The following is a 25,799-nucleotide window of genomic DNA, read 5'->3' on the forward strand; positions in this document are numbered from 1 at the left end:
TCGAGCATCACCAAGGGATGCAATGTGAGGCGTGAATCACTATCGTCCGAAATCCATGTAGAGTCCAAGACTTAGTTCGACTCATTTATGTGGAAGAACCACATAATGAAACCCGGGAGGAGCGACATGGAATTGCGTCAGCTGCGCGCGTTTCTCGCAGTCGCCGACGAACTTCATTTCGGCCGGGCCGCCGAGCGACTCCACATCGGGCAGTCCCCGCTCAGCCAGACCATTCGGGCGCTCGAGCGCGAACTCGGCACCGACCTGTTTGTCCGGACCACCAGATCAGTGCAATTGACCGCAGCCGGCGAAGCCTTGGTCACGCCCGCACGAGTCATCGAAGCGCAGATCACCGTCGTACGAGATATCGCATCAGCGGCGTCAACCGGGGAAACAGGCCGTGTCACGGTGGGTTTCGGCGGAACGGGCGGCTACACGGTGCTGTCGGCCCTCACACGATCGCTGGCCGACTCCCATCCGGGAATCGAACTGGACCTACGGCCGCAGATGTACTCGGGTGAGGTGCTCGACGCTCTCCGACGCGGAACACTCGACATGGGCATAGTCGGCCTGCCCATTCCGCGCGGATTCGAGACTCACACTGTGCGCGAGGAAACCTTGATGGTCGCGGTCCCGGCCAGGCATCACCTCAGTACCCGGGACTCGGTGTCACCGGAAGACCTGGCAACCGAGCGATTCGTGATGTATCCCGCCGAGCACGGCTCGGTGGTGCGCGATGCGACGTTGTCCGTCTGCGCCACAGCAGGTTTCACGCCCACCGTCGCGCACGAAGCCCCCGATCCGTACAGCCTGTTGGCCATGGTCGGAGCGGGGGTCGGGATCGCCGTCGTCGTGGAGTCGACGGCGCATCTGTCCATGGACGGGGTCGTGTACCTGCCGATCGCCGGGGCCACGCCCACGCTGAAAATCGCGATGGCATGGCGACCGAACAATCCGACGCCGGCAGTGCACACCGTCACCAGGGTGCTGAGGGAGGAGCCCTAGGCTCTCGCGAGGATTCCCGCGAAATCGGTCCCCACAGGCAGAGTTCCGTACTCGTGACCACGATCGACACCGAGGCGTGCGGCAATGAACGCATCGGACGAGGCGGCCGGGGAGTGGCGCACCATGAGCGAGGCCTGCAGTGCCAACGCCATAGCCTCGACGACGGTCCGAGCGCGGAGCTGGGCGTCGGCGGGCGCCATCGTGGCGAGCTCACCGAGTTGGCGTCGTACCCGATCGAGGTGCTGATCGAGGACCGGGTTGTTGCCGCGAGCGAGGTTGATCTCGTGGTCGAAGGCTGCAACGGAATCGGGTTCACGGGTCATCGCGCGCAGGACATCGAGCGCGATGACGTTGCCCGACCCCTCCCACACGGCCATGACGGGCTGCTCACGGTAGCGACGGGCTAGCGGGAAGTCCTCGGTGTAACCGTTACCGCCCAGGCATTCGAGTGCCTCGTAGGAGTGGTGCGGGCCGCGCTTGCAGATCCAGTACTTCGCAACCGCCGTCGCGAGTCGGCGGAACGCCTTTTCCTGCTCGTCCGCGTCCTCGTCCTGCGCGCGAGCCAATCGGAGTGCGGTGATGGTCGCGGCTTCGGATTCGAGAGCCAGATCGGCGAGCACCGACGTCATCGCCGGCTGATCTGCCAGGACGGCACCGAAAGCGCTGCGGTGCCGTGCATGCCACACCGCTTCGGCGACCGACTGACGCATACCTGCCGTGCTGCCGAGGATGCAGTCGAGTCGCGTCTGGGACACCATTTCGATGATGGTCCGCACGCCACGACCCGGTTCGCCGATCATGGTGCCGACGGTGCCGTCGAGTTCGATCTCGGACGACGCGTTCGACTTGTTGCCCAGCTTGTTCTTCAGACGCTGGATACGGAAGACGTTGCGTGTGCCGTCGGGCAGGATGCGGGGGAGAAGGAAACAGGAAAGTCCCTCACCGGCAGCACCTTCAGCCTGAGCAAGAACCAGGAAGGCGTCGGACATCGGCGCGGAGCAGAACCACTTGTGTCCGGTGAGCAGGTAGTCCGCACCCGGACCGCCACGTCCCGCCGGCTTGGCGATGGTCGTGTTGGCTCGCACGTCGGAGCCGCCCTGCTTTTCCGTCATCGACATTCCGAATATCGCGGATGCCTTTCCGGGAGCATCCAACTCGGGGGTGTAGCTCCGAGAAAGGGCACGCGGGGTCCAGATGGCGGCTACATCGGGTTGCAGCTCGAGCGAGGGGATCACGGCGTGCGTCATGGAGATTGGGCACGCGTGGCCCGGTTCGACCTGGGAGAAGAGCATGAATGCCGCGGCCCGAGCCACGTTGGCACCCGGCTTCGGGTCAGCCCAGGCAGAGGTGTGAGCACCGTGCGCAACGGCGGCAGAGATGATCCGGTGATACGACGGATGGTATTCGACCTCGTCGATGCGGTTTCCCCAGCGATCGAAGGTCTTCAATTCGGGGATCACCGTGTTGGCCAGCTCGGCGTCGTGCTGGAATCCAGCACTGCCGACCAGTTCACCGATATCGGTGAGTTCGCTTGTGGCCCAATCCGCGTCGTGGCGCGCGACCCCTTCGGTCAGGACCGTATCGAGCAGGAACTCGTTGACGTCTGTGCGCGGTACCGACTGGTTGAGCACTGCATGGGTGCGATGCGGAGCCGGGTGGGTGACGGTGTTCTCGGAGACGGTCTTCTCGGAAATATCAGTCATGACAGGCCTTTCAGCTCGCTGCGCGGATGAGGTGCTTCTGGATCTTGCCGGTCGGTGTACGCGGAAGAATCGTCGCGAACACCACTTCACGCGGAATCTTGTAGCGCGCCAACTTGTCCGAGAGGTAGTCCTTGATGTCGTCGGCGCTGATGACATCCGGTTCACGCCAGACGACGTGCGCGACGACGGTCTCGCCCCATTCTTCGTTGGGTTTTCCGACAACGGCGACGTCGACGACGTCCGGGTGGCCGGAGATCACGTCCTCGACCTCCTTGGAGTAGACGTTCTCACCGCCCGTGATGATCATGTCCTTCGCGCGGTCGACGATGAAGAGGTAACCGTCCGCATCCTTGCGCGCCAGATCGCCGGTGCGATACCAACCTCCGTCGGCAAAAGCAGCCTTCGTGGCAGCGGGGTCGTCGAGGTACCCCTGCATGACGGTGTCGGCGCGCAGCCAGATCTCACCGATCTGATCGGGCTCCGCGTCGGTGCCGTCATCGGCAACCAGGCGCAGGTCGACGCCGGCCAGCGCGACGCGGCCGATCGAGCCCGCCTTACTCAACTGCTCCTCGGGGTACAGCACAGTGCCCACTGGCCCGGTCTCGGTCATGCCGTAGACCTGCCGGAATTCGGTGGTGCCGTACGACTCCACCAGTCGCCGAGCGACATCCGCGCCGATCGGTCCGCCGCCGTACAACCACGCACGAACGCTTCCGAGGTTGTAGTCGGCAAAGTTCGGCACGAGGTTGAGTGCAGTGGTGTAGATGACCGGCGGGCCGAAGCAGAGGGTAATACGTTGTTCCTGAACAGTTTCCAGGAACTTGACGGGATGGTATTCGCGCAGCAGCACGACGGTTCCGCCCATGTAGAGCGTGGACATGAACCAGTTGTTGAGCGGGGAAGCGTGCCAGATCGGGACGGCCATGAGCTGGCGCTCGTCCCGAGTCGTCGACACGGCGAGGGCCGCAGTGACGGCAACACCGACGACGTTGCGGTGGCTGTGGACGCAGCCCTTGGGCGAGCCGGTAGTCCCCGAGGTGTAGAGGATTTCAGCCGGATCGTTCTCGTCGATGTCGATACCGTCAACGCCCTCCTGGCGGGTGATGGCGTCGTCGAAGAAGTCGAAACCGTCTGCGACAGAGTCCGTGCTGATCAGCTTGGCCGTTGTCTCCAGCCGACCGACAACCGGCGCCAACTCACCGTCGAAGACGCACACCGACACCTTCGCGTGTCCCAGCACGTAGGCAACTTCCGGAGTCTGCATCTTGTGGTTGATGGGGACCACGACGGCGCCCAAGCGCCAGGCACCGAGCATCGCGTACACGAATCCCGGAGTGTTGTAACACATCAGCGCGACGCGGTCGCCCGGCTGCACGCCCAGCGACTGCAAATAGCCTGCGGCGCGTCGACTTCCGTCCTGAACCTGGGAGTACGTGTGATCGTGACCGTCGAATATCAGGAAGGGTTTGTCCGGGGTCTTGGTGACGTTGCTGTCGAATACGCGAACGATGTTCATCGAAGTCCTTGTCGGAGAATCACGCTCGAAGAGAGTTCATTCCATCGAGCTGTTGAGTACGGCGTCGGGTATCTGGAGAGTGGCGAAGATGACGGCGACCGCCTCCTCGAGGGAGTAACCGAAGCTCTCGCCGGTGGCAGTCTTCTGAATGACGAGGCCGAAGATCGCAGACCAGAAGGCCTTGGATTCGACGTCGATGCCCGCGCGCAGCTGCCAGCCGGTGCGGATCAAGGTACGGAGGAGGGCTGTTTCACCCGAGGAATGCAGAGTGCGAAGCGTCTCGGAGATCAGATCGCGGAGTTCACCACGGCGACCCGTCATCATCATCGCTTCCACGAACAGTTCGACACTGGGAGCGCCCGAGCCGAGGAGTGATCCGACCAGCTTCTCGGTGTAGTCACCCACGGTGTCGGCGTCGGCGGCGTCGACCTCGGCACGCTTGCCTGCGCGCAGAACGGCTGCACACGCCACCTCGACGAAGAGCTTTTCTTTTGAGCCGTAGTAGTAGGTCACCTGGTTTGGATGGGCGCCGGCGGCGGTGCAGATCTGCGCGATGGACACGCTGTCGCCATGTTCGAGGAAGAGCTTGGTTGCAGCGTTGAACAGCGCCATGCGCGTCTGCTTGCCCGACTCACGCGTCGCGCGCGCTGCGGGAACTGGCTCGGTGACCATCACGAACTCCTACTTGTTTGTATGACAAACAATAACTCGGCGTTGTTTGTATGGCAAACAATTTCTCCCAACGCGATGACATGTCGACTCCTATCGACATGTCCGATGTGCGGGATTACTCTCTGAACATCGAGCACCCGAGAACTTCTGCTTTTCTGCGAGGAGGCGCCCTGCAATGCTCGCGCGATCCGGCTTCTCCCTGCCCACACGCACGACTCTCACGGGCGACTGGGCAGATTTGTTGCGTGAGCATTTTGTCGCGCTCGACGTATCCGATATCGAAGACGGCGATGGATTCAGCGGGGCCGTGCACTCGGCCCAACTCGCACACGTTCGGGTGTCCGCAGTTCAATCGATGGAACAACGAATAGTCCGTAGCAGCAGCCTGATCAAGAGCGACGGTGCGGACTATCTGCAAATCGGCATGATCCGCCGCGGTAGCGCGGTAGTGCGGCAAGACGACCGCGAATGCGTCCTACGACGTGGCGACTACGTCCTGTACGACACCACGCGCCCCTTCGATTGGCAGATCGAGGGACACGCACACGACGGCATCTGGGGACTCGAGGTGTTCACCTGGCCACGGTCGTACCTGTCACTCAGCGACGCGGAGGTCACGAGCTTGACCGCCATTGCCTTCGACGGACACGCGGGCCTGAGTGGCCTGCTGGGTCGCTTTCTTCACGATCTTGCCTCCGTCCGCATGACGTCCGACGCGAGCGGAGACGAGGAGGAAGTCGTCAACGAGATCGGCAGCCTGGTCAAGTCGGTTCTTCACGCAACCGCGCGTCCGATCGTCTCCCGGCGAACTGGCCTGTACGAATCCGCTCTGTCCGTCATAGACGCCCGCATCGCTGACCCGGCCCTGTCTCCGGTGGACATCGCGGGATCAGTCAAAGTCTCCATTCGCCAGTTGCACCGAGCCTTCGCCGAACACGGCACAACGGTGTCGCGTTCGATTCGCAGCCGTCGACTCGACGGTTGCCGTCGTGAGATCGTGCAACGCCACGGCGTAGAGCGGTCGCTGACCCAGATTTCTCACCGCTGGGGATTCACCGACCTGGCCGCCTTCAGTCGCGCATTCAAGGCGGAGTTCGGGATCAGCCCGCGGCAATACCGGTCGCAAGCAGTGGCCCCCACAAGCACTGCCCGCTGATCTGTAACATCATCGGACACTTACCCATTCAACATGATGTTCAAAACGTTCTGTCGCCGACGCCTATCCACAATTCTCGGCGCGGTAGGCCAAGTATCGGGCGCTGACGGCCAAGTTTGCTCGGCCTCGCGGGCGTAGATTTTCGGCACGGCGTTGCCAAGTGCCAGGCACCCGATCCGACCACCTACATCACAGGGAGCACTCATGGAATCTGCAATCGGTGAACACCTTCAATGCCCGCGCACGCTGACCAGGCGCGTTCCGGATACCTATTCGCCACCATTTCCCATGTGGGTCGGGCGTGCGGACGACACATTGCACCAGGTCGTGATGGGCTATCTCGGCGTGCAGTTCCGCGGCGAGGATCAGCGCTCGGCAGCACTGCAGGCAATGCGGGATATCGTCGCCGGCTTCGACTTGCCGGACGGACCGGCACACCACGATCTGACCCACCACATCGACAACCAGGGCTACGAGAATCTGATCGTGGTCGGGTACTGGAAAGATGTTTCGTCCCAACATCGTTGGAGCAAGTCGACTCCAGTGGCATCCTGGTGGGAGTCCGATGACCGCTTGTCCGACGGATTGGGGTTCTTCCGAGAGATCGTGGCACCACGAGCCGAACAATTCGAAACGCTCTACGCGTTCCAGGACGATCTCCCCGGAGTGGGAGCCGTCATGGACGGTGTCAGCGGCGAGATCAACGAGCACGGCTACTGGGGTTCGATGCGCGAGCGATTTCCGATCTCCCAGACCGACTGGATGCAGGCCTCGGGCGAACTACGGGTCGTAGCCGGTGACCCCGCCGCGGGCGGACGCGTAGTAGTGCGGGGGCACGACAACATCGCACTGATCCGGTCCGGGCAGGACTGGGCCGACGCGAAAGCAGACGAGCGCAGCCTCTACCTGGACGAAATTTTGCCCACTCTTCAATCGGGCATGGATTTCCTCCGCGACAACGGCCCTGCCGTCGGGTGTTACAGCAACCGATTCGTACGCAACATCGACATCGACGGAAACTTCCTCGACCTGAGCTACAACATCGGCCACTGGGCCTCGCTCGACCAACTCGAGCGGTGGTCGGAATCCCACCCGACCCATCTGCGGATCTTCACGACATTCTTCCGAGTTGCCGCGGGTCTGTCGAAATTGCGCCTCTACCACGAGGTCTCGGTGTTCGATGCCGGCGATCAGCTGTACGAGTACATCAATTGTCATCCCGGCACCGGAATGCTGCGCGACGCGGTGACCACCGCCGAACACTGAACGTAAACGCCAGAGCATTCGGCCACGTTCTTTCCCTCGGAGGCAACTCGAGATATGTTGACGAGTGTCGACATATCCCAATAGAGGCCATCGAGGAAGCGCGGACAGCAGACAGTGACTACTCAACGAAACGAAGAGTTGGCATTTGCTGTGCTGGCCGACCAAGTGCGTCGACAGATTCTCGACACTCTGGCTACCCACGGCGAGTGCAACGCAGGCTTCATCAGCGATCAGATTTCGACAGTCGGTCGCACCACGGTATCCACACATCTCAAGGCGCTGCGGCTGTCCGGAGTGATCGTCGAACGACGTCAAGGACGTCATCGCTTGTTCTCGATCGATCCGGCGGGGCCGGCCAACGATGCACTCCAGTTCCTGCGCGACGTCCTCGGGCGAGCATTGGAAGCCGGTTCGAACTCCTCCGACTCACCGACCACGGCGACTGAGGATTCCGACGTCGCGTCGGAGCGTCGCCGGGCGTGAGGCCCTGTTTGAGCCCCAGCATCTATTTCAGGCAGGAAGTAGAACGTGCCAGGTCTCTCCGTAACGGCACAGATCGTGACAACCGACCCACCAGGGTCAGCCTTCGAGCGCCTCGAAACGGGGCAACTGCTCGAACTCGAATGTGAGCAACTGACGGTCGGGGCCGCTGTCGCCATCTCCCTTCCCGTAGGCGACGGCGCACGCGCAGATCTAGCCGGCATGCCGATCACGCTGTTGGGATACGTCACCGGCGTGAAGCGGGGCCGATCGGTAGTGATCGTGCACCACCAACCGTGGCGCGGCCGCCTGACGATCCGGTTCTTTCCCGACGGCACCGGGACCCGGATCGTTCTCGAATCCAGCCTCGATCAGGACGGCATTTCCTGGCTTGCGAACAAGCGTGGATTTGCCCCGCCCGAGCCGCCGCGCTCCGACCGCCATCGCATTGGACTGCTGGTCAGCAAATCCGGCTCGGCAGCTGTATTCGCCCAGGCCACAGAGACACTCGCCGCCCTGGCTGTCGAACAGATCAACGCCGACGGCGGTATCGGGGGTGTTGTCGTCGATTTGGTGATAGGCGACGATGCTTCCGACTCCGCGGCCGGAGCGGCGACCGCACTACGACTGGTGAAGAGCGGATGCCGCGCAGTTTTCGCGTGTGTGACCTCGTCGACCTTCAATGCCGCTGCAGCTGCCTTGCAGAACACCGGTGTGCTGTTGGTGCACACAGTTCTCAACGAAGGAGGTCGATCGCGTCCAGGGGTTCTTCGGTTGGGGGAGCGACCACTCGACCAGACACGAGCGGGCATACCCGCAATGATGTCCGAAACTGATTCTCGCACTTGGTTCCTGGTCGGTCAGCAGTACTCTTGGTCGTTCGGAGCACATTGGGCGGCCCGGCGCGTGATTGCCGAATCCACCGGATCGGTAGCCGGTGAAGCCTACGTACCGTTGGGGACAACTGACTTCTCACGCGTCATCGAGTCGATAGCCGACTCCGGCGCCGAACTGATACTTTCCTCCCTGGTCGGTCACGACGAGGTCTTCTTCGAAAGACAATGCGCCCAGCAGGGACTGCGAGCCACCACGCGCACCTTTGCACTGGTCCTCGACGAAGCCACTCAACAACTCATCGGCAATTCCGACGCCGACGGAGTCTGGGCGGCATTCGGCTACTTTCAAACCGCAGCCGGCAATCACGACCTCGAAAAGCGATACAGCGCAAGCTCGAACGACCTCCTACCTCCGCTGAGCTCTTTGTCGGAGACAACGTACGAAGCGATCGTGGCTTACGCCCGCGCAGCCCGGACAACGTCGATCGGCGATCCCGAAACCGTGCTTCGGCAGCTCGTCACTACGTCGAAAAGCTCTACAGACAACGAAGTTCCACTGCATCGGCCGATTCTGATCGCTGAATCACGCCGCGGGCGCCTGTACCCCCGCTCTCTCTGAGCGCGCGTAACCCGAACTTAACGAGTCAATATGTCGATACCTATTGACGCAATTGCAGATCTGGCCCTAGTCTGAGCAACAAGTGAAGCCGATCACATCAGGAGCACACTTCTCATGGCGACAATCCGACCGAACGACAAAGCAATAGACGCCGCCGCAAGGCATTACGGCATCACTCTCGACCAATCAGCCCGGCTCGAGTGGCCGGCACTGATCGACGGAGCACTGGGCTCCTACGACGTAGTCGACCAACTGTATGCCGACGAGGCAACCCCGCCGACCACGCCACGCGAGCACGAGGTGCCAACTGCGAGCGAAAACCCCTTGAGCGCTTGGTATGTGACCACCAGCATCCCGCCGACGTCGGACGGCGTACTGACCGGCCGACGCGTGGCGATCAAGGACAACGTGACCGTGGCCGGAGTTCCGATGATGAACGGATCTCGGACAGTAGAGGGATTCACTCCGTCTCGCGACGCGACAGTGGTCACTCGACTACTGGCGGCCGGTGCAACTGTCGCGGGCAAAGCTGTGTGTGAGGACCTGTGTTTCTCCGGTTCGAGCTTCACGCCGGCAAGCGGACCGGTCCGCAATCCATGGGACCCACAGCGCGAAGCAGGTGGATCATCCGGTGGCAGTGCAGCTCTCGTCGCAAACGGTGACGTCGATTTTGCCATCGGCGGGGATCAAGGCGGATCGATCCGAATCCCGGCGGCATTCTGCGGCGTCGTCGGACACAAGCCGACGTTCGGGCTCGTCCCGTATACCGGTGCATTTCCCATCGAGCGAACAATCGACCATCTCGGCCCGATCACACGCACGGTCCACGATGCCGCACTCATGCTCTCGGTTATCGCCGGCCGCGACGGCAACGACCCACGTCAGCCGGACAGTGTCGAAGCGAGTGACTATCTGTCCACCCTCGACTCCGATGTGGACGGCCTGCGAATCGGGATCGTTCGAGAAGGTTTCGGGCACGCGGTCTCACAACCCGAGGTCGACGACGCAGTCCGCGCAGCGGCACACAGTCTGAGCGAAATCGGCTGCACAGTAGAGGAAGTAAGCATCCCGTGGCACCTGCATGCTTTCCATATCTGGAACGTGATCGCCACTGACGGTGGCGCCTACCAGATGCTCGACGGCAACGGATACGGCATGAACGCGGAGGGTTTGTACGATCCGGAACTGATGGCACACTTTGCTTCTCGACGCATTCAGCACGCCGACGCTCTGTCCGAAACCGTCAAACTGGTGGCCCTGACCGGCCACCACGGCATCACCTCCCTCGGTGGCGCGAGCTACGGCAAAGCGCGCAACCTGGTGCCGCTCGCCCGCGCCGCCTACGACACTGCCTTGAGACAGTTCGACGTCCTGGTGATGCCCACAGTGCCCTACGTCGCATCCGAGTTGCCGGCAAAGGACGTGGACCGCGCCACCTTCATCACGAAGGCTCTCGGGATGATTGCCAACACAGCACCATTCGACGTGACCGGACATCCGTCCTTGTCCGTTCCGGCCGGCCTGGTAAACGGGCTTCCGGTCGGAATGATGATCACCGGCAAGACCTTCGACGATGCGACGGTCCTCCGGGTCGGGCGCGCATTCGAAAAGCTTCGCGGCGCGTTTCCGACGCCTGCATACCGCACCTCCGATTCTGCATCACAACTCAGCCTCACCTAGTTCTGTATCCGCACTTGCACAACGAATTCCACCGATTCACACATGATCAGCCCGCATAGAAAAGGTGAACCAGATGTCAGTAACGATCGACCACACAACGGAGAACGCCGCACCGGCCCAGGCGCCGGTCTCCGACCGGGCGTGGGCACTGTTCCGCGCACTAGACGGCAAGGGATTGGTACCCGACGGATACGTCGAGGGATGGAAGAAGACCTTCGAGGAGGACTTCAGTCCAAGGCGCGGAGCGGAATTGGTAGCGCGCGCATGGACCGACCCCGAGTTCCGGCAGCTGCTTCTCACCGACGGTACCGCCGCGGTTGCCCAGTACGGATACCTGGGCCCCCAGGGCGAATACATCGTGGCAGTCGAAGACACCCCGACACTCAAGAACGTGATCGTGTGCTCGCTGTGTTCATGCACCGCGTGGCCCATCCTCGGTCTGCCACCTACCTGGTACAAGAGCTTCGAATACCGTGCGCGCGTGGTGCGTGAACCACGGAAGGTTCTCTCCGAGATGGGAACCGAGATCGCGTCGGACATCGAGATCCGCGTCTACGACACCACCGCCGAAACTCGCTACATGGTCCTCCCGCAGCGTCCCGCCGGCACCGAAGGCTGGAACCAGGAACAACTGCAGGAAATCGTCACCAAGGACTGCCTGATCGGGGTTGCAATCCCGCAGGTTCCCACCGTCTGATCACCCCGACAAGAAGGAAGCACACCATGGATGGAGTACACGATCTTGCCGGAGTTCAAGGCTTCGGCAAAGTCCCGCATACCGTCAACGCCGACATCGGCCCCACCTTTCACGCGGAATGGGAACACCTTCCGTACAGCCTGATGTTCGCCGGCGTCGCCGAACTCGGAGCATTCAGCGTCGACGAAGTTCGATACGTCGTCGAGCGGATGGAGCCCCGCCACTACATGATGACCCCGTACTACGAGAGGTACGTCATCGGCGTCGCGGCTCTGATGGTCGAAAAGGGAATCCTGACGCAGGACGAGCTCGAAAGCCTTGCGGGAGGCCCGTTCCCACTCTCACGGCCCAGCGAATCCGAAGGCCGACCGGCTCGCACCGACACAAGCACCTTCGAGGTCGGTCAGCGAGTACGTGTGCGAGACGAATACGTTCCCGGGCATATTCGAATGCCTGCTTATTGCCGTGGACGGGTGGGAATTGTCTCTCATCGGACCACCGAGAAGTGGCCGTTCCCCGACGCAATCGGTCACGGCCGCAACGACGCCGGCGAAGAGCCCACCTACCACGTGACGTTCGCTGCGGAGGAACTGTTCGGCAGCGACACCGATGGCGGGAGCGTCGTGGTCGACCTCTTCGAGGGTTACCTCGAGCCGGCGGCCTGATCTTCCAGCAATGCCGGTCGGCGGTCATGCGATCACAGCGCTTCGCATGACCGCCGTCTGCCCACAGCGATTCACTCATTCGGAAGGACACTGGAAATCATGGTCGACACACGACTTCCGGTCACGGTGCTGTCAGGTTTCCTGGGCGCCGGGAAGACGACGCTACTCAACGAGATCCTGCGCAATCGGGAGGGTCGTCGAGTCGCGGTGATCGTCAACGACATGAGCGAAATCAACATCGACAGTGCGGAAGTCGAACGCGAGATCTCGCTGAGTCGATCCCAGGAGAAGCTGGTCGAGATGACCAACGGCTGCATCTGCTGCACTCTGCGAGAGGATCTTCTCTCCGAGATCAGCGCCTTGGCCGCCGATGGCCGATTCGACTATCTGCTCATCGAATCTTCGGGCATCTCCGAACCGCTTCCCGTCGCCGAAACGTTTACCTTCATCGACACCGACGGTCACGCTCTGGCTGACATCGCCCGGCTCGACACCATGGTCACCGTCGTCGACGGCCACAGTTTTCTCCAGGATTACGCCACAGGGGGCCGAGTCGAAGCCGATGCCCCGGAAGACGAACGAGACATCGCGGATCTGCTTGTCGATCAGATCGAATTCGCCGATGTGATCCTGGTGAGCAAGGCCGATCTGGTCTCGCGGGAGCATCTGATCGAGCTGACCGCGGTCCTACGATCTTTGAATGCCACTGCCGCGATAGTGCCGATGACGCTTGGCCGCATCCCACTCGACACGATTCTCGATACCGGTTTGTTCTCGCTCGAGAAAGCTGCACAGGCCCCCGGATGGCTACAAGAACTCCAGGGTGAACACATCCCCGAAACCGAAGAGTACGGAATCAGTTCGGTGGTGTACCGCGAGCGCGCGCCCTTCCACCCCCAACGGCTACACGAATTCCTGAGCAGCGAGTGGACCAACGGGAAGCTACTTCGCGCCAAGGGCTACTACTGGAATGCCGGTCGGTTCACCGAGATCGGGAGTATTTCTCAAGCCGGGCATCTCATTCGCCACGGATACGTCGGCCGTTGGTGGAAATTCCTGCCCCACGACCATTGGCCCGCCGACGAGTACCGTCGCGACGGGATCCTCGACAAGTGGGAAGAACCCGTCGGAGACTGCCGACAAGAACTCGTCTTCATCGGCCAAGCCATCGACCCGGCTCGACTTCACGATGAACTCGATGCCTGCCTACTCACCACAGCCGAGATCGAACTCGGGCCAGACGTGTGGACCACCTGGAGCGACCCCCTGGGCGTCGGCTATACCGACCAGACCGTTTGATATTGGTGCGGTTTGCCGTAAGTTGTGCGCAATGGGGGTATCACGCAACCGAACTCGGGCGTTGTTGATCGTCGCGGCGATCGCAGCCGGGACCGTGGCCGCAGCTACGCCGGCGGGGGCCACCTGGACAGTCGCGCCGATGTGCGGCGAGTGGCGGGTCGAAACCGTAGCGCAAGGGTTGGAGCAGCTCGAAAACCTCGAGGCCGATGACAACGGCGGGTTCTACCTCTCCGGCGAGTCGAAGATCTATCACGTCGACGCCGCAGGGCAGGTGCGAACTGTCCTCGACGGCATGGCTGCCCCTGGCGGTTTGCAACTCGATGGTTCGAGGCTGTCCTTCCTCACCAGACAGGACGGCAAGCTGTGGCACCTGGACACCACGACGGATCAGCTGTCCGCACCCGTCGACTTCGCGGGCAACGGCCTGCTCCGCCTACCCGACGGCGATCTACTGACCACGTGGGTCGGAACAGAAGGCGGCCAGTCGAAGGGTGTGTCGCGCTATGACCACGACTCCGGAACCGTCGTACCCAATTGGTCTGCAGTGCCGCGTTCGGAGGGACTCGCACTCAGTCCGGATCAGCGAGCCGTGTACACAGATGATCTGTTCACCGGTCAGATCATCCGGGTCCCCTTGGATACCCCTGACTCGTGGACAGTTGTAGCGACGGTCCCGAGCCTGATACCCGGCCTCGACGATTTGACCATGTCGCAGGATGGAATGCTCTACGCCGCAGCTCACGTCGAAGGCTCGATCTATCGCGTAAACCCTGAAACCGGCGCGTCCTGCGTCGTCGCTTCGGGTCTTTCGAATGGGTGGACCGGACCGAGTTCAGTGCGTATAGGACAGGACGGCGACGGCTGGGCGCTCTACGTCACCGGGTTCGACGGGACGCTGCGTCGCCTGGTACCTCCGTCGGGCGTCGAACTCGCACCCGTCCGCTGACGCCGATCTCTTCAGCACGAGATTCTCCGACCTGGCGATACTTAAAATCACGCTGATTTGAATGCATGCCCGCAGCGCAACGGCCGCTTGTCCGCAAACTGTCAACAGTTCTACACGGAGAAATGGCTACCCTTAGGTTTACGCTGCACGCATGTTTTCTTCCGTCGCAGCGAAGATCCGCCTGGTGGTGGCACTGCTCCTCACTGCCCTCCTGGCGCTGACTCTGTCATCGTGCTCGAGTGGCTCGGATTCGTCGGCAGCCCCCACAGACCTGTGCGCACCTCCTGGAGTGGGAGCCGCAACCGCGGCGCCCACCAATCTGGACGCGGCAGCGGGTGCGGGCGCCGAAGACCGCTACACTACGGCCACCGTCACCCCGGTCGATCAGATCGACACCTCGAAGCTGAACTTGATCAAACCCGGGGTCATCACGGTCGGCACGCTCGGTGACGCGCCCCCGAGCATCTGCGTCAACTCCGAGAATCAGTACACCGGATACGACAACGAGCTGCTGAAAGCCGTCGCGGACAAGCTGGGCCTGAAGGTCGAGTTCGTCGGCACCGAGTTCGCCGGGCTTCTCGCCCAGGTTGCCGGCCGACGCTTCGACGTCGGCTCGTCGTCCATCACCACCACAGACGACCGTCGCAACACCGTCGGCTTCACCAACGGCTACGACTTCGGATACTTCTCCCTCGTCGTACCTAACGGCAGCGCCATCACCGGCTTCGGCGACCTGGACGCGTCCAAGCGCATCGGCGTCGTGCAGGGAACCGTTCAGGACGACTACGTCGTGAACACGCTCAAGCTCGATCCCGTGAAGTTCCCCGACTACGCCACGGCGTACGCGAACCTCAAGTCCGGCCAGATCGACGCCTGGGTAGCTCCGTCTCAGCAGGCCGAAGGCGCAATCGCTCCCGGTGATCCGACCTCGATCATCCAGAACACCTTCTCGGTCAACAACTTCGTCGGCTGGGCGGTGAACAAGGAGAACCAGCCGCTGATCGACGCCCTCAACTCGGGCCTCGACGCAGTCATCGACGACGGAACCTGGTCTCAGCTGTACGCCGACTGGGTACCGCGCCAACTCCCCGAAGGCTGGAAGCCCGGATCCAAGGCCGCGGCCACCCCGGAGCTGCCCGACTTCGCAGCCCTCGCAGCAGAAAACGCGGCCAACGGCGACGGTGGAGATACCGCGTCGTACCAACCGAAGTCGACGCTCGAACAGCTCAAGGACACGTTCTTCGACTGGGATCTGTACAAGAAGGCATTCCCCGATCTCCTCAAGACCGGTCTGCCCAACACCCTGATCCTCGCGCTCGCGTCGGGCATCATCGGCACGATCCTCGGCATGCTGCTCGCTGTGGCCGGTATCTCGCGCACCCGTTGGCTGCGCTGGCCGGCCCGCGTCTACACCGACATCTTCCGTGGCCTGCCCGCCGTCGTCATCATCTTGATCATCGGGCTCGGCGTCGGACCGATCGTCAAGGGAATCACCGGCAGCAATCCGTACTGGCTGGGTGTCGCGGCGCTGTCGCTGCTCGCGTCGGCGTACATCGGTGAGATCTTCAGATCCGGTATCCAGAGCGTCGAGTCCGGGCAGCTCGAGGCTTCACGTGCCCTCGGTTTCAGCTACCGCAAGTCCATGTCGCTGGTCGTCATCCCGCAGGGTGTACGACGCGTTCTGCCGGCGTTGATGAACCAGTTCATCTCGCTGATCAAGGACTCGTCGCTGATCTACTTCCTCGGTCTCCTCGTCACCCAGCGGGAACTCTTTGCCGTCGGACGTGACCTCAACGCCCAGACCGGCAGCCTGTCCCCGCTCGTTGCGGCAGGCTTGTTCTACCTTGCTCTGACCATCCCGCTGACGCACCTCGTCAACTACATCGACAACCGGCTCCGGACCGGACGCGCCGACACTTCAGGCACGTTGGATCCGCTCGAGCAGGCCATCGTCGTGGAAAGGGGCTGAGGACATGACCACCAGCTCTGAATTGAAGTCCGTATCGCTCACCGGCAAGGACCTGCATCTGTCCTTCGGTACCAACAAGGTGCTTCGCGGCGTCAACCTGCACGTCGACGCCGGAAACACCGTCACCGTCATCGGGCCCTCCGGTTCGGGCAAGTCGACGCTCCTGCGGGTGCTGAACCGTCTCCACGAGCCCGAGCAGGGTGACGTACTGCTCGACGGGAAGTCCGTCTTGAAGGACAACCCGGACGAGCTTCGCCAGCGAATCGGCATGGTGTTCCAGCACTTCAACCTGTTCCCGCACAAGACCGTCGCCGAGAACATCGCACTGGGGCCGAACAAGCTCAAGGGGTTGTCCAAGGAGCAAGCTCGGGCGCTCGCACTCGAGCAGCTGGATCTGGTGGGGCTCAAGGAGAAGGCCGACTCGCGGCCCGGCAACCTTTCGGGAGGCCAGCAGCAGCGCGTCGCCATTGCCCGCGCCTTGGCGATGAAGCCCGAGGTCATGTTCTTCGACGAGGCGACGTCGGCTCTGGACCCCGAGCTGGTCAAGGGCGTTCTGGCGTTGATGGCCGACCTGGCGAAGTCCGGCATGACCATGGTCGTCGTGACGCACGAAATGGGCTTCGCTCGCTCGGTGTCCGACAAGGTGCTCTTCATGGATCGTGGCGCCGTCGTCGAAACCGGAACTCCTGAGCAGCTTTTCGACGATCCCGAAACCGATCGACTGCAGGCGTTCCTGTCACAGGTTCTCTGACTCGGGACGCTTCAGAGATCGACGGGCGTTGATCCTGGACGCCTGAAGCATCAGATGGTCACGTTCGGCGAGGTTGGATGCCTTGTGCGCTGCATCGGCATACAACCTCGCCGCCGTCTCCAGGTCTCCATCGCGTTCACGGAGATAGGCCTCGACTGCGGCATGGCGTGGAAGTGAATCGTCCAGCGCTGCAAGAGCTGCCAAGCCGGCGCGTGGTCCGTCCGCCTCGCCGACGGCCACCGCTCGGTTGAGCCGGACGATCGGGCTGTCGGTCAGGGCTGCGAGTTCGTCGTACCACTCCACGATCTGCACCCAATCGGTCTCGTCTGCTGTGAGAGCGTCGGCATGAAGTGCGGCAATCGCGGCCTGGGCTTGGAACTCACCGAGCCGGTCGCGAGCGAGAGCTGCCTGGAGGATCACGACTCCTTCGGCAATCGAATCGGTGTCCCACCGGCTGCGATTCTGCTCCGCTAGCGGAACCAGGCTGCCGTCCGCGGCAGTGCGCGCGGCGCGGCGAGCGTGGTGAAGGAGCATGAGCGCGAGCAACCCCGCGACTTCGGGATGGTCGATCGCGGCCGCGAGCTGCCGGGTGAGCCGTATCGCCTCCGCGGCCAGGTCGACGTCACCGGAGTAGCCCTCGTTGAAGACCAGATAGAGAACGCGCAGAACGGTCGCGACGTCGCCGGGTTGGTCGAACCGCACGCCGGAGACCGTGCGCTTGGCCCGGCTGATGCGTTGAGCCATCGTCGCTTCGGGCACCAGGTAGGCCTGCGCAATCTGGCGAGTGGTCAGCCCGCCGACAGCGCGCAGCGTGAGTGCAACGGCGGACGACGGCGTCAACGACGGGTGCGCGCATAAAAAGTAGAGCTGGAGTGTGTCGTCCACGCCCGGCACCGACCCACCGACCGGTCGCTCGCCTGGCTGCTCGTCAACAAGAAACTCCCGCTTACGGCGAGCCGCATCCGACCGGATCCCGTCGAGGAACCGCCGCCAGGCCACTGTGACCAGCCAGCCCTTCGGGTCCCGCGGCGGGTTGTCCGGCCAGACCCTGACCGCCTCGAGCAGAGCGTCCTGCACGGCGTCCTCGGCCGACGCGAAATCTGCTCCGCGGCGGACGAGGATGCCGAGCACGCTCGGAGTCAGACTCCGAAGCAAGGCGTCGTCCATGACAGTGGTCAGTCCGTGATGGTCGGCGGCTCGGTCAGGAACGGACGCAGTTCGAGCCATTCGTGAATCGGCTTCCCGCCTGCGCCGGGTGCGGCCGAAAGCTCGCCGGCCAATTCGACGGCGCGGTCGTAGTTGTCGACGTCGATCACCATCCAGCCGGCAATGAGGTCCTTGGTTTCCGCGAACGGGCCGTCGGTGACCGGCGGGCGACCCTCACCGTCGTACCGGACAAAGGTGCCCTCAGGAGCGAGAGCCTGACCGTCGACGAATTCGCCCGTCCCCTCGAGCCGATCCGCGAAGTCCTGCATGTACTTCACGTGGGCCGTGATCTCGTCCGGCGTCCACTGGTCCATCGGCACGTCGTTGACTGCAGCCGGAGCGCCGCGGTAGTGCTTGAGCAGCAAGTACTTGGCCATCGTGAATCTCCTCTGTGTCGGTGCCACCCATTCTGGTCGCACGTCACTACAGGGACGAAGCAAGTCGGGGATTCTCGACATCGCAGGGCCTTCGGCCCTGTGCGCCTTTTTGGTAGTGCCCGCAACCAGAAAGGCGCACGGGGGCCGGAGGCCCTAAATCCACCCCTGCCGGCGGGCGATCACTGCAGCCTCGTGCCGATTCGCAGCACCGAGTTTCGTGACAGCTGACGACAAATAGTTTCGGGTGGTACCCGCAGACAGGTGTGCCCGGGAAGCGATCTGCTCGATGGATGCTCCGTCGGCCGCGTACTCGAGTACGTCCGCTTCGCGCGGAGTAAGCGGTGAGTCGCCGGCGCCGATTGCCTCGGCAGCCAACGACGGGTCGACGTACCGCCCGCCGGCATGGACGCTGCGGACCACCTCGGCGAGCGTCGCCGCAGGCGTAGTCTTCGGTAGAAATCCGCGGACACCTGCTGACAGTGCCTTCTTCAGGTACCCAGGACGCCCGTGGCTAGTCACGATGATCGAGACGCACCCCGGGACCGTCTGCGCAATCTGCTGCGCCGTCTCGATGCCGTCGATACCCGCCATCTGAAGGTCGAGCACGGCTACGTCAGGCTGATGCTTCGCAGCAGCGATCACAGCGTCCTCGCCGGATTCGGCTTCTGCCACGACAACGATGTCGTCCTCGAGCGACAACATCATGGCCAGAGCCGAGCGGATCAGGTTCTCGTCGTCGGCCAGCAGTACCTTGATCGGCTCGGTCACCGAGACTCCTTCGTTCGGGACGGAAAGTGGGCGGTGAGGGTGAAGCGATCTTCGTCCTGCACGGTTTCGACAGTTCCTCCGACGGCGCCGACGCGCTCGCGCAATCCGTTCAGGCCAGTGCCATTGGTCGGCTCTGCGATACGTGCGCCGTCGTTGGCGATCACGACGCCGTCCGCGAACACCTCGATGCCGCAATTCTCGGCACTGGAGTGCCGGAGAATGTTGGTCACGCCTTCACGGACGACCCAGGCAGCGGCTTCGGCCAGTTCCACCGGTAGTTGATCTGCCGATCCACGTATCGCAGTGGAGATTCCGGCGGCCTCGAGCAGCGACTGCGCACCGGCCAGCTCGGACGCCAAGGCGATGGACCGGTATCCCCGAACCAACTCGCGCGCTTCGTCGAGTGAATCTTGCGCAAGGTCGCGCACTTCGTCCATCTGCGCGGCGGCACGATCGTCGCCGCGTCGTGAAAGCGTGGCTGCAAGTTCACTTTTCACAGCAATTGCAGACAGTGCCCGCCCGACGACGTCATGGAGATCGCGCGAAAATCGCAACCGCTCCTCGGCGACGGACAGAGCGGCGGCGGCTCCGCGTGCCTCGTCCAATTCGGTGACCATGCGAAGCAGCCACACCGACATGTAGACGGTCAGCCCCATGAAGCCAGCGACGATTCCGACGGACACTCCACTTTCCGGACCCGCAAGCAGGCCCAGTACAACCCCGGCGGCCACCGAACCCACGATCAACCAGCGCAACGACGTCAACCCCGCAAGGGGAACGACAAGGATTGCCGCCAGCCAGAAGTACGGGCCGTTCTCGGCATTGCTTCCCAAGGCAATTCCCGCCGAGCAGAACGCCGACAACGTCATCACGGCAAGAGGAATCTGGACGGGCTTCGCCACGATCCCGCCCAGATCAGGCATCCGGGACACGGCGACGGCGCACGCAATCGCACTGATTCCCAGGAATGCCCCCGACAGATACCGATCCGTCACGATCTCGGTGAACGTACCGAAGCCACCGAAGACGAAGGCGAACATGATGAACGACTGCCGCGTGTAGAGACGTACCTTGTCGACGTTCGACGCGGTTCGCCATGTCCGTCTCGGATTCCAGCGTCCGAAGTTCTGCGCGATCATGCCCACTACCTTCTCAGAGTTCTACGAACGCGGTTCCCAGCGGAAGTGGACGTTCGCAATCAGAACCGAACCGACGATCCACGCCAGCATGACCAACAGCGGTTGCCCAGCCGAACCGAAGGTGTCGACAAATCCGGCCGCAGCACCGGGCGCATCGCCCAGATCGGCCAGTTCGCCAGTGGTTCTCCCCAGCCATCCAAGATTGAGAAGGTCGACTATCGCGGCCAGCGGAGTGAAATCGAGAATGCGAGCAACGTTGTCCGGCACGACGTTCCTGATCGAAGACATACCTGCCGTCGCCAGAATCAGAATCGGCATGCAGGTGATCTGCGCCGCCTCTGCGTTCCGAGTGACAGCCGAAGTGATCAACGCCAGCGCGGTGAAGAGCGCAGCGCCGCCGATCACCGCGACCAGCACCAGCACCGGATTGACCGGAGCACTTCCGCCGAGAACCATCACGGCAATTCCGATGACCACCGTCAACAGGCCGGTGAGAACCCACGACGGCACTGCCGGGCCCGCAAGGATCTCGGCATCGCTGCATTCCCCGGTGCGTAGTCGCTTGAGAACCAACTCGTCACGACGCGTCGCATACACCGACAGGAGGTTGTAGAAGACCACAAAAACGAGAAGGAAGAGCGCAAACACCTCGAGGCCTGCCGACACCGACTTGTCCGACAGCCCGCCATCTCGCGACAGATACAGCATTCCCACGGGAAAGATCAACGGGAGGACGATTGCGTTGAAGAGCAACAGTCGATTTCGTCCCAGGAGCGTGAACTCCGAACGAGACAAGGTTGCTATGCGGTTCATGCCGACACTCCTTCGAGAGTTGCGTGATGATCGAATTGGTCTGCAATGGAGAGGAATACGGTCTCCAGGGATGCCGCGCGGGCATCCAAGCCGGTCAGCAGGATGTTGTTGTGCTGCGCCCACAGCAGCAGTTCCGTCAGGGTCTCCTGGACTGTACGAGTCGTGATGACCACAAGATCGTTTTCGACGCGTATCTCGGCGCCGACCAGGGCGGGGAGCGGAAGACCTGGACGGTGCAGTTTGATCTGAGCAGGATGATCCGCGACGACGTCCGCCACGGTACCGCTACGCACCACCGCCCCACGGTGCATGATCGCCAATTGGTCGCACAAGGACTCGGCTTCGTCCAGGTAGTGCGTCGTCAACATGATGGTGACGCCCGACGCTTTCAAATCAGCGATCAATTGCCAAGTGTTACGACGACTTTCGGGATCCAAACCAGTAGTCGGTTCGTCGAGAAACAGGACGAGTGGCCGACCGATGATCGCGCACGCCAGATCCAGTCGCCGCGCTTCACCGCCCGAGAGGAACTTCACGCGGGTCTCCCCACGGTCACGCATGTCCACGCGCTCGAGCACCTCGTCGACGGGAAGCGGATTCGAGCACGTCCCGGCCCACATCGCCAAACTCTCACGAGCAGTCAGGTCTTGAGGCAAGCCACCCTTCTGGAGCATGATGCCAAGCGACGGGCGAATCTGCTTGCGGTTGCGCACCGGATCCATGCCCAGAACGCGCACCGTACCGGCACTGGCTCGTGAAAGACCTTGAATTACTTCGAGAGTGGACGTCTTGCCGGCACCATTTGTTCCGAGGAGGCCGAACAGCTCGCCTTCCTGAACACTCAGATCCAGATTGCGAACAGCATCGAATGCCTCCTTACCGGAGCCGTAACGCCGCGACATTCCGACAACGTCGATCACGGGATCGCCCTTCATCGCTGCGCCTCCTCTCGGTTCCAGGCGCGCAGTCCGATCGCGAATCGAATACCCGCGTAGACAGCGAGAGCGGCAACAAGAATCCAGAACACCGGATTGGAACCGATGATCGCGAACACCACTCCGATGATCGCGATGTTCACGACGATCACTACAAGTTCGCGGCCCATCGTGGGTGCGGGTCCGATATCCATCAGGTCCGTCAGGAGGCTTCCCTCATGTGGTTCTCTCATGCCTCCAAGCCTCGCGGGAAGTCCGCCACGAAAACAGTGCACAGCGTCATCACCTGCGGTGACACCGTCATGGATCGGCGATGACAAATGTCATGCGAGGTTCCCGCCGGGACGCGTCGCAAATTGCAGGTAAGGGTCGACTCGTTGTTTTACTGTTCATTTTGACGTTCCTTTACCCTCGCTTAGAGCTTCTACGGTTCCCGAAGTCCGTACATCGAATCTCGGGAGTTCACGGTGGCTATCAAGCCTTTGGCCTTGTTCGTCAAACACGACGGTGTGTCTGCACGCGCGTCGATCACCTGCCAGTACAAGTGCGGAAATGCGTGCTCTCACGAGGCCCCCAACACCTCGGGCGGCGAGTACTTCCGCGACATCGCACGCACGGCACTGACTCGTCGCGGCATGCTTCGGGGCAGCGGCATGGCGGTCCTCGCGGTGGGAGCTGGTAGCGCCCTCGTCGCGTGTTCGGACGAATCTGCAAGTGCCGAAACGGGAACCGGTTCGACGAGTGGCAGCAGCAGCGGATCGACACCGGCGGGAACGAACTTCAGCGCTGTCGCTCCCAACAAAGAAGACAAGGTCACCGTCCCTGACGGATACGATCAGGCCGTCGTGATTCGTTGGGGTGACGCCGTTCTCGCCGGTGCCCCGGCCTTCGACTTCGACAAACAGACTGCAGCAGCGCAGGAACTGCAGTTCGGATTCAACAACGACTTCGCCGGATTGCTTCCGGTCGACGGGCAGCCCAACACCTACCTACTCGTGGTCAACCACGAATACTCCACCGAGCCCGCGATGTTCCGCGGCTACGATGCGGAGAACCCGACCGAGGAGCAGTTCAAGATCGGCCTGGCCAGCCACGGATTGTCGGTCGTCCAGGTCAAGGGAGAATCCGACAACGGCAAGCTGGTGCCCGAGATCGGATCGAACAACCGCCGCATCACCGGAACCACGGAATTTGTCGTGACCGGCCCCGCTGCCGGTAGCGACTTCCTCAAGACGAGCGCCGATCCCACCGGAACCAAAGTGCTCGGCACCCTCAACAACTGCGCCGGCGGCGTCACGCCTTGGGGCACAGTGCTTTCCGGCGAAGAGAACTTCAACCAGTACTTCGCGAACGCCGAGGGTGTCACCGATCCCACGGTCGGAGCGCGACTGAAGCGCTACGGTCTTGCCGGCGCCGCTTCCGAGCGCAAGTGGGAACGCTACGACAAGCGGTTCGATCTGGTCGCAGAACCTAACGAGGTCAACCGATTCGGATACGTCGTCGAGATCGATCCCTGGGATCCGTCGTCGACTCCGATCAAGCACACAGCGCTCGGACGTTTCAAGCACGAAGCCGCCACCATTTACATCACGTCGGACGGCACCGTCGTCGCCTACAGCGGCGACGACGAGCGCTTCGACTACATGTACAAGTTCGTCTCCAGCCGAAAGATGCAGGACGGCAAGAGTCAAGCAGCCATGCGTCACAACATGACTCTGCTCGACGCCGGAACGCTGTACGTCGCAAAGCTCAGCGGAAACTCTGCCGGTGAGATCGACGGCAGCGGCAAGCTCCCCTCGGACGGCAAGTTCGACGGAAGCGGCGAATGGGTAGCCATCCTGCGCACCGGCGAAGACGGCAAGGGTGAATCGCTGGTCGACGGCATGAGCGCCGAAGAGGTAGCCGTCTTCACCCGCCAGGCCGGCGACAAGGTCGGGGCAACGAAGATGGACCGCCCCGAGGACTTCGAGGCAAACCCCAAGAGTGGCAAGGTTTACGTCGCACTGACCAACAACACCAAGCGCGGCGTCGACGGCGGCGCAGCGGCCGACGAGGCGAACCCGCGCAACAACAACAAGAACGGCCAGGTCCTCGAAATCACCGACGACCACGCCGGCACCACCTTCGGCTGGAATCTGCTTCTCGTCTGCGGAGATCCAGCCACAGCCGATACCTACTTCGGTGGATTCGACAAGAGCAAGGTCAGTCCCATCTCGTGCCCGGACAACCTTGCCTTCGACCCGCACGGAAACCTGTGGATCTCCACCGACGGCAACGCCCTCAAGTCCAACGACGGACTGTTCAGTGTTGTCCTCGAAGGCGAAAATCGGGGTGAGACCAAGCAGTTCCTCACCGTCCCCGTCGGCGCCGAAACCTGCGGACCGATTGTGGACGAGAAGCGCGTCATCGTCTGCGTCCAGCACCCCGGCGAGACCGACGACGCCAGCATCGAAAGCCCCGCATCCCATTGGCCCGACGGCGGTTCATCACAGCCACGCCCGTCGGTAGTTGCAGCGTGGAAGAAGGACGGATCTCGTCTCGGCTCGTAGAGGTCAGCTACTCCCGAACCCCACGCTGTTGGCATAACGATCGAAATCGCCCTGGGCTCCGCTGTAGACGTTGATGTCGGTATTCCCGGTGATACCGGGGATGCGTCCGGTGCTGGTGTACTGCCAGAAGGTCCAGTTGGACCAACCACCGGGTAGCGGTCCCGGGGCATTCTGCCCGTTGTAATCGGCGATCCACAGCGGGTAGTGGTTGAACTCAGTGGTGTTGGCCATCTGAGTGCGCCAGAAGTTGGGGTACGTGTAAATGATGGGCTGCCGCCCGGTGAGTGCCTGGACTGTATTCAGGTAGCGATGAGTCCAGTCGATGACCTGTCCGGCGGGCAGTCCCTTTGCGTCCTCGAGATCCAGGACGGGCGGGAGGTCGCCAGGTCCGTTGATACCCAAGACGATCGCCGAGTAGAAAGCGGCCTGGGCTTCGGGGGACTGGCGAACATCTGCGTAGTGGTACGCCCCGCGCGAGACACCGGCAGCACGCATGACCAGGCAATCCTGGATGAAGTACGGATTGACGTAGTTGAGCGACTCGGTGGCCTTGACCATCGCGAACTCGTGCCCTGACGCCTTGACCTGGAACCAGTCGATTCCGGTTCCGTCCACGTGCTGCCACGAAGAGACGTCTGGGCCGCGTGGAGCGTCGGCCGCGGCGAGGCCGGGTGCCGTGATCGCGATGGCAGCAGCCATCGCGATCGGGGTGAGCTTGCCCAGTGTCCTGACGATCCGTCGCTCGGCCATTT

General features: G+C 62.3%; 24 protein-coding genes. 13 read left to right on the forward strand and 11 right to left on the reverse strand.

The window, feature by feature from the left end:
• The first annotated feature begins 126 nt into the window (after positions 1 to 126).
• Positions 127 to 1,005, forward strand: a complete 879-nt coding sequence (locus ACSW29_RS01150; protein WP_448276159.1) for a LysR family transcriptional regulator — start codon at positions 127 to 129, stop codon at positions 1,003 to 1,005.
• Here the strand turns inward: ACSW29_RS01150 and ACSW29_RS01155 are convergent.
• From ACSW29_RS01155 to ACSW29_RS01165, 3 genes are read right to left on the reverse strand one after another with little or no spacing between them, the layout of a single operon-like run.
• Complete coding sequence (locus tag ACSW29_RS01155; RefSeq protein WP_448276160.1) at positions 1,002 to 2,708, reverse strand: acyl-CoA dehydrogenase family protein; 1,707 nt, start codon at positions 2,706 to 2,708, stop codon at positions 1,002 to 1,004. The two genes, ACSW29_RS01150 and ACSW29_RS01155, sit on opposite strands and share 4 nt — an antisense overlap.
• 10 nt (positions 2,709 to 2,718) lie before the next feature.
• On the reverse strand, positions 2,719 to 4,224 hold the full coding sequence (locus ACSW29_RS01160; RefSeq protein WP_448276161.1) for a class I adenylate-forming enzyme family protein: 1,506 nt from the start codon (positions 4,222 to 4,224) through the stop codon (positions 2,719 to 2,721).
• Positions 4,225 to 4,260: 36 nt separating this feature from the next.
• The gene (locus tag ACSW29_RS01165) at positions 4,261 to 4,896 is read right to left on the reverse strand and encodes a TetR/AcrR family transcriptional regulator C-terminal domain-containing protein (RefSeq protein WP_347873157.1); all 636 of its coding nucleotides are present in this window, start codon (positions 4,894 to 4,896) and stop codon (positions 4,261 to 4,263) included.
• 175 nt (positions 4,897 to 5,071) lie between these two features.
• On the opposite strand from ACSW29_RS01165, the gene ACSW29_RS01170 reads away from it, so the two are divergent.
• The 11 genes from ACSW29_RS01170 (at position 5,072) to ACSW29_RS01220 (ending at position 17,260) form a co-directional block, all read left to right on the forward strand.
• Positions 5,072 to 6,052 (forward strand): helix-turn-helix domain-containing protein, encoded by a 981-nt coding sequence (locus ACSW29_RS01170; protein ID WP_448276162.1) that lies wholly within the window; start codon positions 5,072 to 5,074, stop codon positions 6,050 to 6,052.
• A gap of 204 nt (positions 6,053 to 6,256) precedes the next feature.
• Positions 6,257 to 7,318, forward strand: a complete 1,062-nt coding sequence (gene oxdA, locus ACSW29_RS01175; RefSeq protein ID WP_317827043.1) for an aliphatic aldoxime dehydratase — start codon at positions 6,257 to 6,259, stop codon at positions 7,316 to 7,318.
• Between the two features lie 114 nt (positions 7,319 to 7,432).
• The gene (locus tag ACSW29_RS01180; protein ID WP_230817753.1) at positions 7,433 to 7,801 is read left to right on the forward strand and encodes an ArsR/SmtB family transcription factor; all 369 of its coding nucleotides are present in this window, start codon (positions 7,433 to 7,435) and stop codon (positions 7,799 to 7,801) included.
• A 45-nt stretch (positions 7,802 to 7,846) separates the two neighbouring features.
• The gene (locus ACSW29_RS01185; protein WP_448276163.1) at positions 7,847 to 9,253 is read left to right on the forward strand and encodes a substrate-binding protein; all 1,407 of its coding nucleotides are present in this window, start codon (positions 7,847 to 7,849) and stop codon (positions 9,251 to 9,253) included.
• A 114-nt stretch (positions 9,254 to 9,367) separates the two neighbouring features.
• Positions 9,368 to 10,933, forward strand: a complete 1,566-nt coding sequence (locus tag ACSW29_RS01190) for an amidase (RefSeq protein ID WP_448276164.1) — start codon at positions 9,368 to 9,370, stop codon at positions 10,931 to 10,933.
• A 73-nt stretch (positions 10,934 to 11,006) separates the two neighbouring features.
• On the forward strand, positions 11,007 to 11,630 hold the full coding sequence (gene nthA, locus ACSW29_RS01195) for a nitrile hydratase subunit alpha (protein WP_347873161.1): 624 nt from the start codon (positions 11,007 to 11,009) through the stop codon (positions 11,628 to 11,630).
• A 26-nt stretch (positions 11,631 to 11,656) separates the two neighbouring features.
• A complete protein-coding gene (gene nthB / locus ACSW29_RS01200) occupies positions 11,657 to 12,295 on the forward strand; it encodes a nitrile hydratase subunit beta (protein ID WP_448276165.1) in 639 nt (212 codons plus the stop codon).
• Positions 12,296 to 12,394: 99 nt separating this feature from the next.
• Positions 12,395 to 13,594 (forward strand): GTP-binding protein, encoded by a 1,200-nt coding sequence (locus ACSW29_RS01205; RefSeq protein ID WP_230817760.1) that lies wholly within the window; start codon positions 12,395 to 12,397, stop codon positions 13,592 to 13,594.
• Between the two features lie 31 nt (positions 13,595 to 13,625).
• Positions 13,626 to 14,540: an SMP-30/gluconolactonase/LRE family protein gene (locus ACSW29_RS01210; RefSeq protein WP_448276166.1), complete on the forward strand. Its 915-nt coding sequence runs from the start codon at positions 13,626 to 13,628 to the stop codon at positions 14,538 to 14,540.
• Positions 14,541 to 14,691: 151 nt separating this feature from the next.
• Positions 14,692 to 16,509: an ABC transporter substrate-binding protein/permease gene (locus ACSW29_RS01215; RefSeq protein WP_317827050.1), complete on the forward strand. Its 1,818-nt coding sequence runs from the start codon at positions 14,692 to 14,694 to the stop codon at positions 16,507 to 16,509.
• Between the two features lie 4 nt (positions 16,510 to 16,513).
• Positions 16,514 to 17,260 carry an amino acid ABC transporter ATP-binding protein gene (locus ACSW29_RS01220; RefSeq protein WP_020909781.1) on the forward strand — a complete coding sequence of 249 codons (747 nt, stop codon included), beginning with the start codon at positions 16,514 to 16,516 and terminating at the stop codon, positions 17,258 to 17,260.
• Here ACSW29_RS01220 and ACSW29_RS01225 read toward each other — a convergent pair.
• From ACSW29_RS01225 to ACSW29_RS01255, 7 genes are all read right to left on the reverse strand, one after another.
• A complete protein-coding gene (locus ACSW29_RS01225; protein ID WP_448277387.1) occupies positions 17,246 to 18,427 on the reverse strand; it encodes an RNA polymerase sigma factor in 1,182 nt (393 codons plus the stop codon). The two genes, ACSW29_RS01220 and ACSW29_RS01225, sit on opposite strands and share 15 nt — an antisense overlap.
• A gap of 8 nt (positions 18,428 to 18,435) precedes the next feature.
• A complete protein-coding gene (locus ACSW29_RS01230; RefSeq protein WP_230817763.1) occupies positions 18,436 to 18,843 on the reverse strand; it encodes a YciI family protein in 408 nt (135 codons plus the stop codon).
• A 153-nt stretch (positions 18,844 to 18,996) separates the two neighbouring features.
• Positions 18,997 to 19,611: a response regulator transcription factor gene (locus ACSW29_RS01235; RefSeq protein ID WP_230817765.1), complete on the reverse strand. Its 615-nt coding sequence runs from the start codon at positions 19,609 to 19,611 to the stop codon at positions 18,997 to 18,999.
• Positions 19,608 to 20,750 (reverse strand): sensor histidine kinase, encoded by a 1,143-nt coding sequence (locus ACSW29_RS01240; RefSeq protein ID WP_448276167.1) that lies wholly within the window; start codon positions 20,748 to 20,750, stop codon positions 19,608 to 19,610. The genes ACSW29_RS01235 and ACSW29_RS01240 overlap by 4 nt, the downstream gene beginning before the upstream one ends.
• A gap of 21 nt (positions 20,751 to 20,771) precedes the next feature.
• Positions 20,772 to 21,563, reverse strand: a complete 792-nt coding sequence (locus ACSW29_RS01245) for an ABC transporter permease (protein ID WP_317827052.1) — start codon at positions 21,561 to 21,563, stop codon at positions 20,772 to 20,774.
• Entirely contained in the window at positions 21,560 to 22,498 is a 939-nt protein-coding gene (locus tag ACSW29_RS01250) for an ABC transporter ATP-binding protein (RefSeq protein WP_317827053.1), read from the reverse strand. Before ACSW29_RS01250 ends, ACSW29_RS01245 begins: the two co-directional genes overlap by 4 nt.
• A complete protein-coding gene (locus ACSW29_RS01255) occupies positions 22,495 to 22,731 on the reverse strand; it encodes a hypothetical protein (RefSeq protein ID WP_317827054.1) in 237 nt (78 codons plus the stop codon). The genes ACSW29_RS01250 and ACSW29_RS01255 overlap by 4 nt, the downstream gene beginning before the upstream one ends.
• Before the next feature lie 234 nt (positions 22,732 to 22,965).
• On the opposite strand from ACSW29_RS01255, the gene ACSW29_RS01260 reads away from it, so the two are divergent.
• On the forward strand, positions 22,966 to 25,047 hold the full coding sequence (locus tag ACSW29_RS01260; protein ID WP_448276168.1) for a PhoX family protein: 2,082 nt from the start codon (positions 22,966 to 22,968) through the stop codon (positions 25,045 to 25,047).
• A gap of 3 nt (positions 25,048 to 25,050) precedes the next feature.
• Here the strand turns inward: ACSW29_RS01260 and ACSW29_RS01265 are convergent, their stop codons facing one another.
• Complete coding sequence (locus ACSW29_RS01265; RefSeq protein ID WP_084325600.1) at positions 25,051 to 25,797, reverse strand: glycoside hydrolase family 25 protein; 747 nt, start codon at positions 25,795 to 25,797, stop codon at positions 25,051 to 25,053.
• Positions 25,798 to 25,799: the final 2 nt, after the last annotated feature.

It is taken from the genome of Rhodococcus sp. GB-02 (assembly GCF_053470465.1).

What these genes read in the sequence shown, in the direction of transcription:
- nthB (WP_448276165.1), top strand. Translation starts at nt 11,657, where the DNA reads ATGGATGGAGTACACGATCTTGCCGGAGTTCAAGGCTTCGGCAAAGTC.
- ACSW29_RS01250 (WP_317827053.1), bottom strand. Translation starts at nt 22,498, where the DNA reads ATGAAGGGCGATCCCGTGATCGACGTTGTCGGAATGTCGCGGCGTTAC.
- ACSW29_RS01190 (WP_448276164.1), top strand. Translation starts at nt 9,368, where the DNA reads ATGGCGACAATCCGACCGAACGACAAAGCAATAGACGCCGCCGCAAGG.
- ACSW29_RS01210 (WP_448276166.1), top strand. Translation starts at nt 13,626, where the DNA reads ATGGGGGTATCACGCAACCGAACTCGGGCGTTGTTGATCGTCGCGGCG.
- ACSW29_RS01160 (WP_448276161.1), bottom strand. Translation starts at nt 4,224, where the DNA reads ATGAACATCGTTCGCGTATTCGACAGCAACGTCACCAAGACCCCGGAC.
- oxdA (WP_317827043.1), top strand. Translation starts at nt 6,257, where the DNA reads ATGGAATCTGCAATCGGTGAACACCTTCAATGCCCGCGCACGCTGACC.
- ACSW29_RS01215 (WP_317827050.1), top strand. Translation starts at nt 14,692, where the DNA reads ATGTTTTCTTCCGTCGCAGCGAAGATCCGCCTGGTGGTGGCACTGCTC.
- ACSW29_RS01225 (WP_448277387.1), bottom strand. Translation starts at nt 18,427, where the DNA reads ATGGACGACGCCTTGCTTCGGAGTCTGACTCCGAGCGTGCTCGGCATC.
- ACSW29_RS01165 (WP_347873157.1), bottom strand. Translation starts at nt 4,896, where the DNA reads ATGGTCACCGAGCCAGTTCCCGCAGCGCGCGCGACGCGTGAGTCGGGC.
- ACSW29_RS01155 (WP_448276160.1), bottom strand. Translation starts at nt 2,708, where the DNA reads ATGACTGATATTTCCGAGAAGACCGTCTCCGAGAACACCGTCACCCAC.
- ACSW29_RS01255 (WP_317827054.1), bottom strand. Translation starts at nt 22,731, where the DNA reads ATGAGAGAACCACATGAGGGAAGCCTCCTGACGGACCTGATGGATATC.
- ACSW29_RS01150 (WP_448276159.1), top strand. Translation starts at nt 127, where the DNA reads ATGGAATTGCGTCAGCTGCGCGCGTTTCTCGCAGTCGCCGACGAACTT.
- ACSW29_RS01220 (WP_020909781.1), top strand. Translation starts at nt 16,514, where the DNA reads ATGACCACCAGCTCTGAATTGAAGTCCGTATCGCTCACCGGCAAGGAC.
- ACSW29_RS01170 (WP_448276162.1), top strand. Translation starts at nt 5,072, where the DNA reads ATGCTCGCGCGATCCGGCTTCTCCCTGCCCACACGCACGACTCTCACG.
- nthA (WP_347873161.1), top strand. Translation starts at nt 11,007, where the DNA reads ATGTCAGTAACGATCGACCACACAACGGAGAACGCCGCACCGGCCCAG.
- ACSW29_RS01245 (WP_317827052.1), bottom strand. Translation starts at nt 21,563, where the DNA reads ATGAACCGCATAGCAACCTTGTCTCGTTCGGAGTTCACGCTCCTGGGA.
- ACSW29_RS01205 (WP_230817760.1), top strand. Translation starts at nt 12,395, where the DNA reads ATGGTCGACACACGACTTCCGGTCACGGTGCTGTCAGGTTTCCTGGGC.
- ACSW29_RS01240 (WP_448276167.1), bottom strand. Translation starts at nt 20,750, where the DNA reads ATGATCGCGCAGAACTTCGGACGCTGGAATCCGAGACGGACATGGCGA.
- ACSW29_RS01230 (WP_230817763.1), bottom strand. Translation starts at nt 18,843, where the DNA reads ATGGCCAAGTACTTGCTGCTCAAGCACTACCGCGGCGCTCCGGCTGCA.
- ACSW29_RS01265 (WP_084325600.1), bottom strand. Translation starts at nt 25,797, where the DNA reads ATGGCCGAGCGACGGATCGTCAGGACACTGGGCAAGCTCACCCCGATC.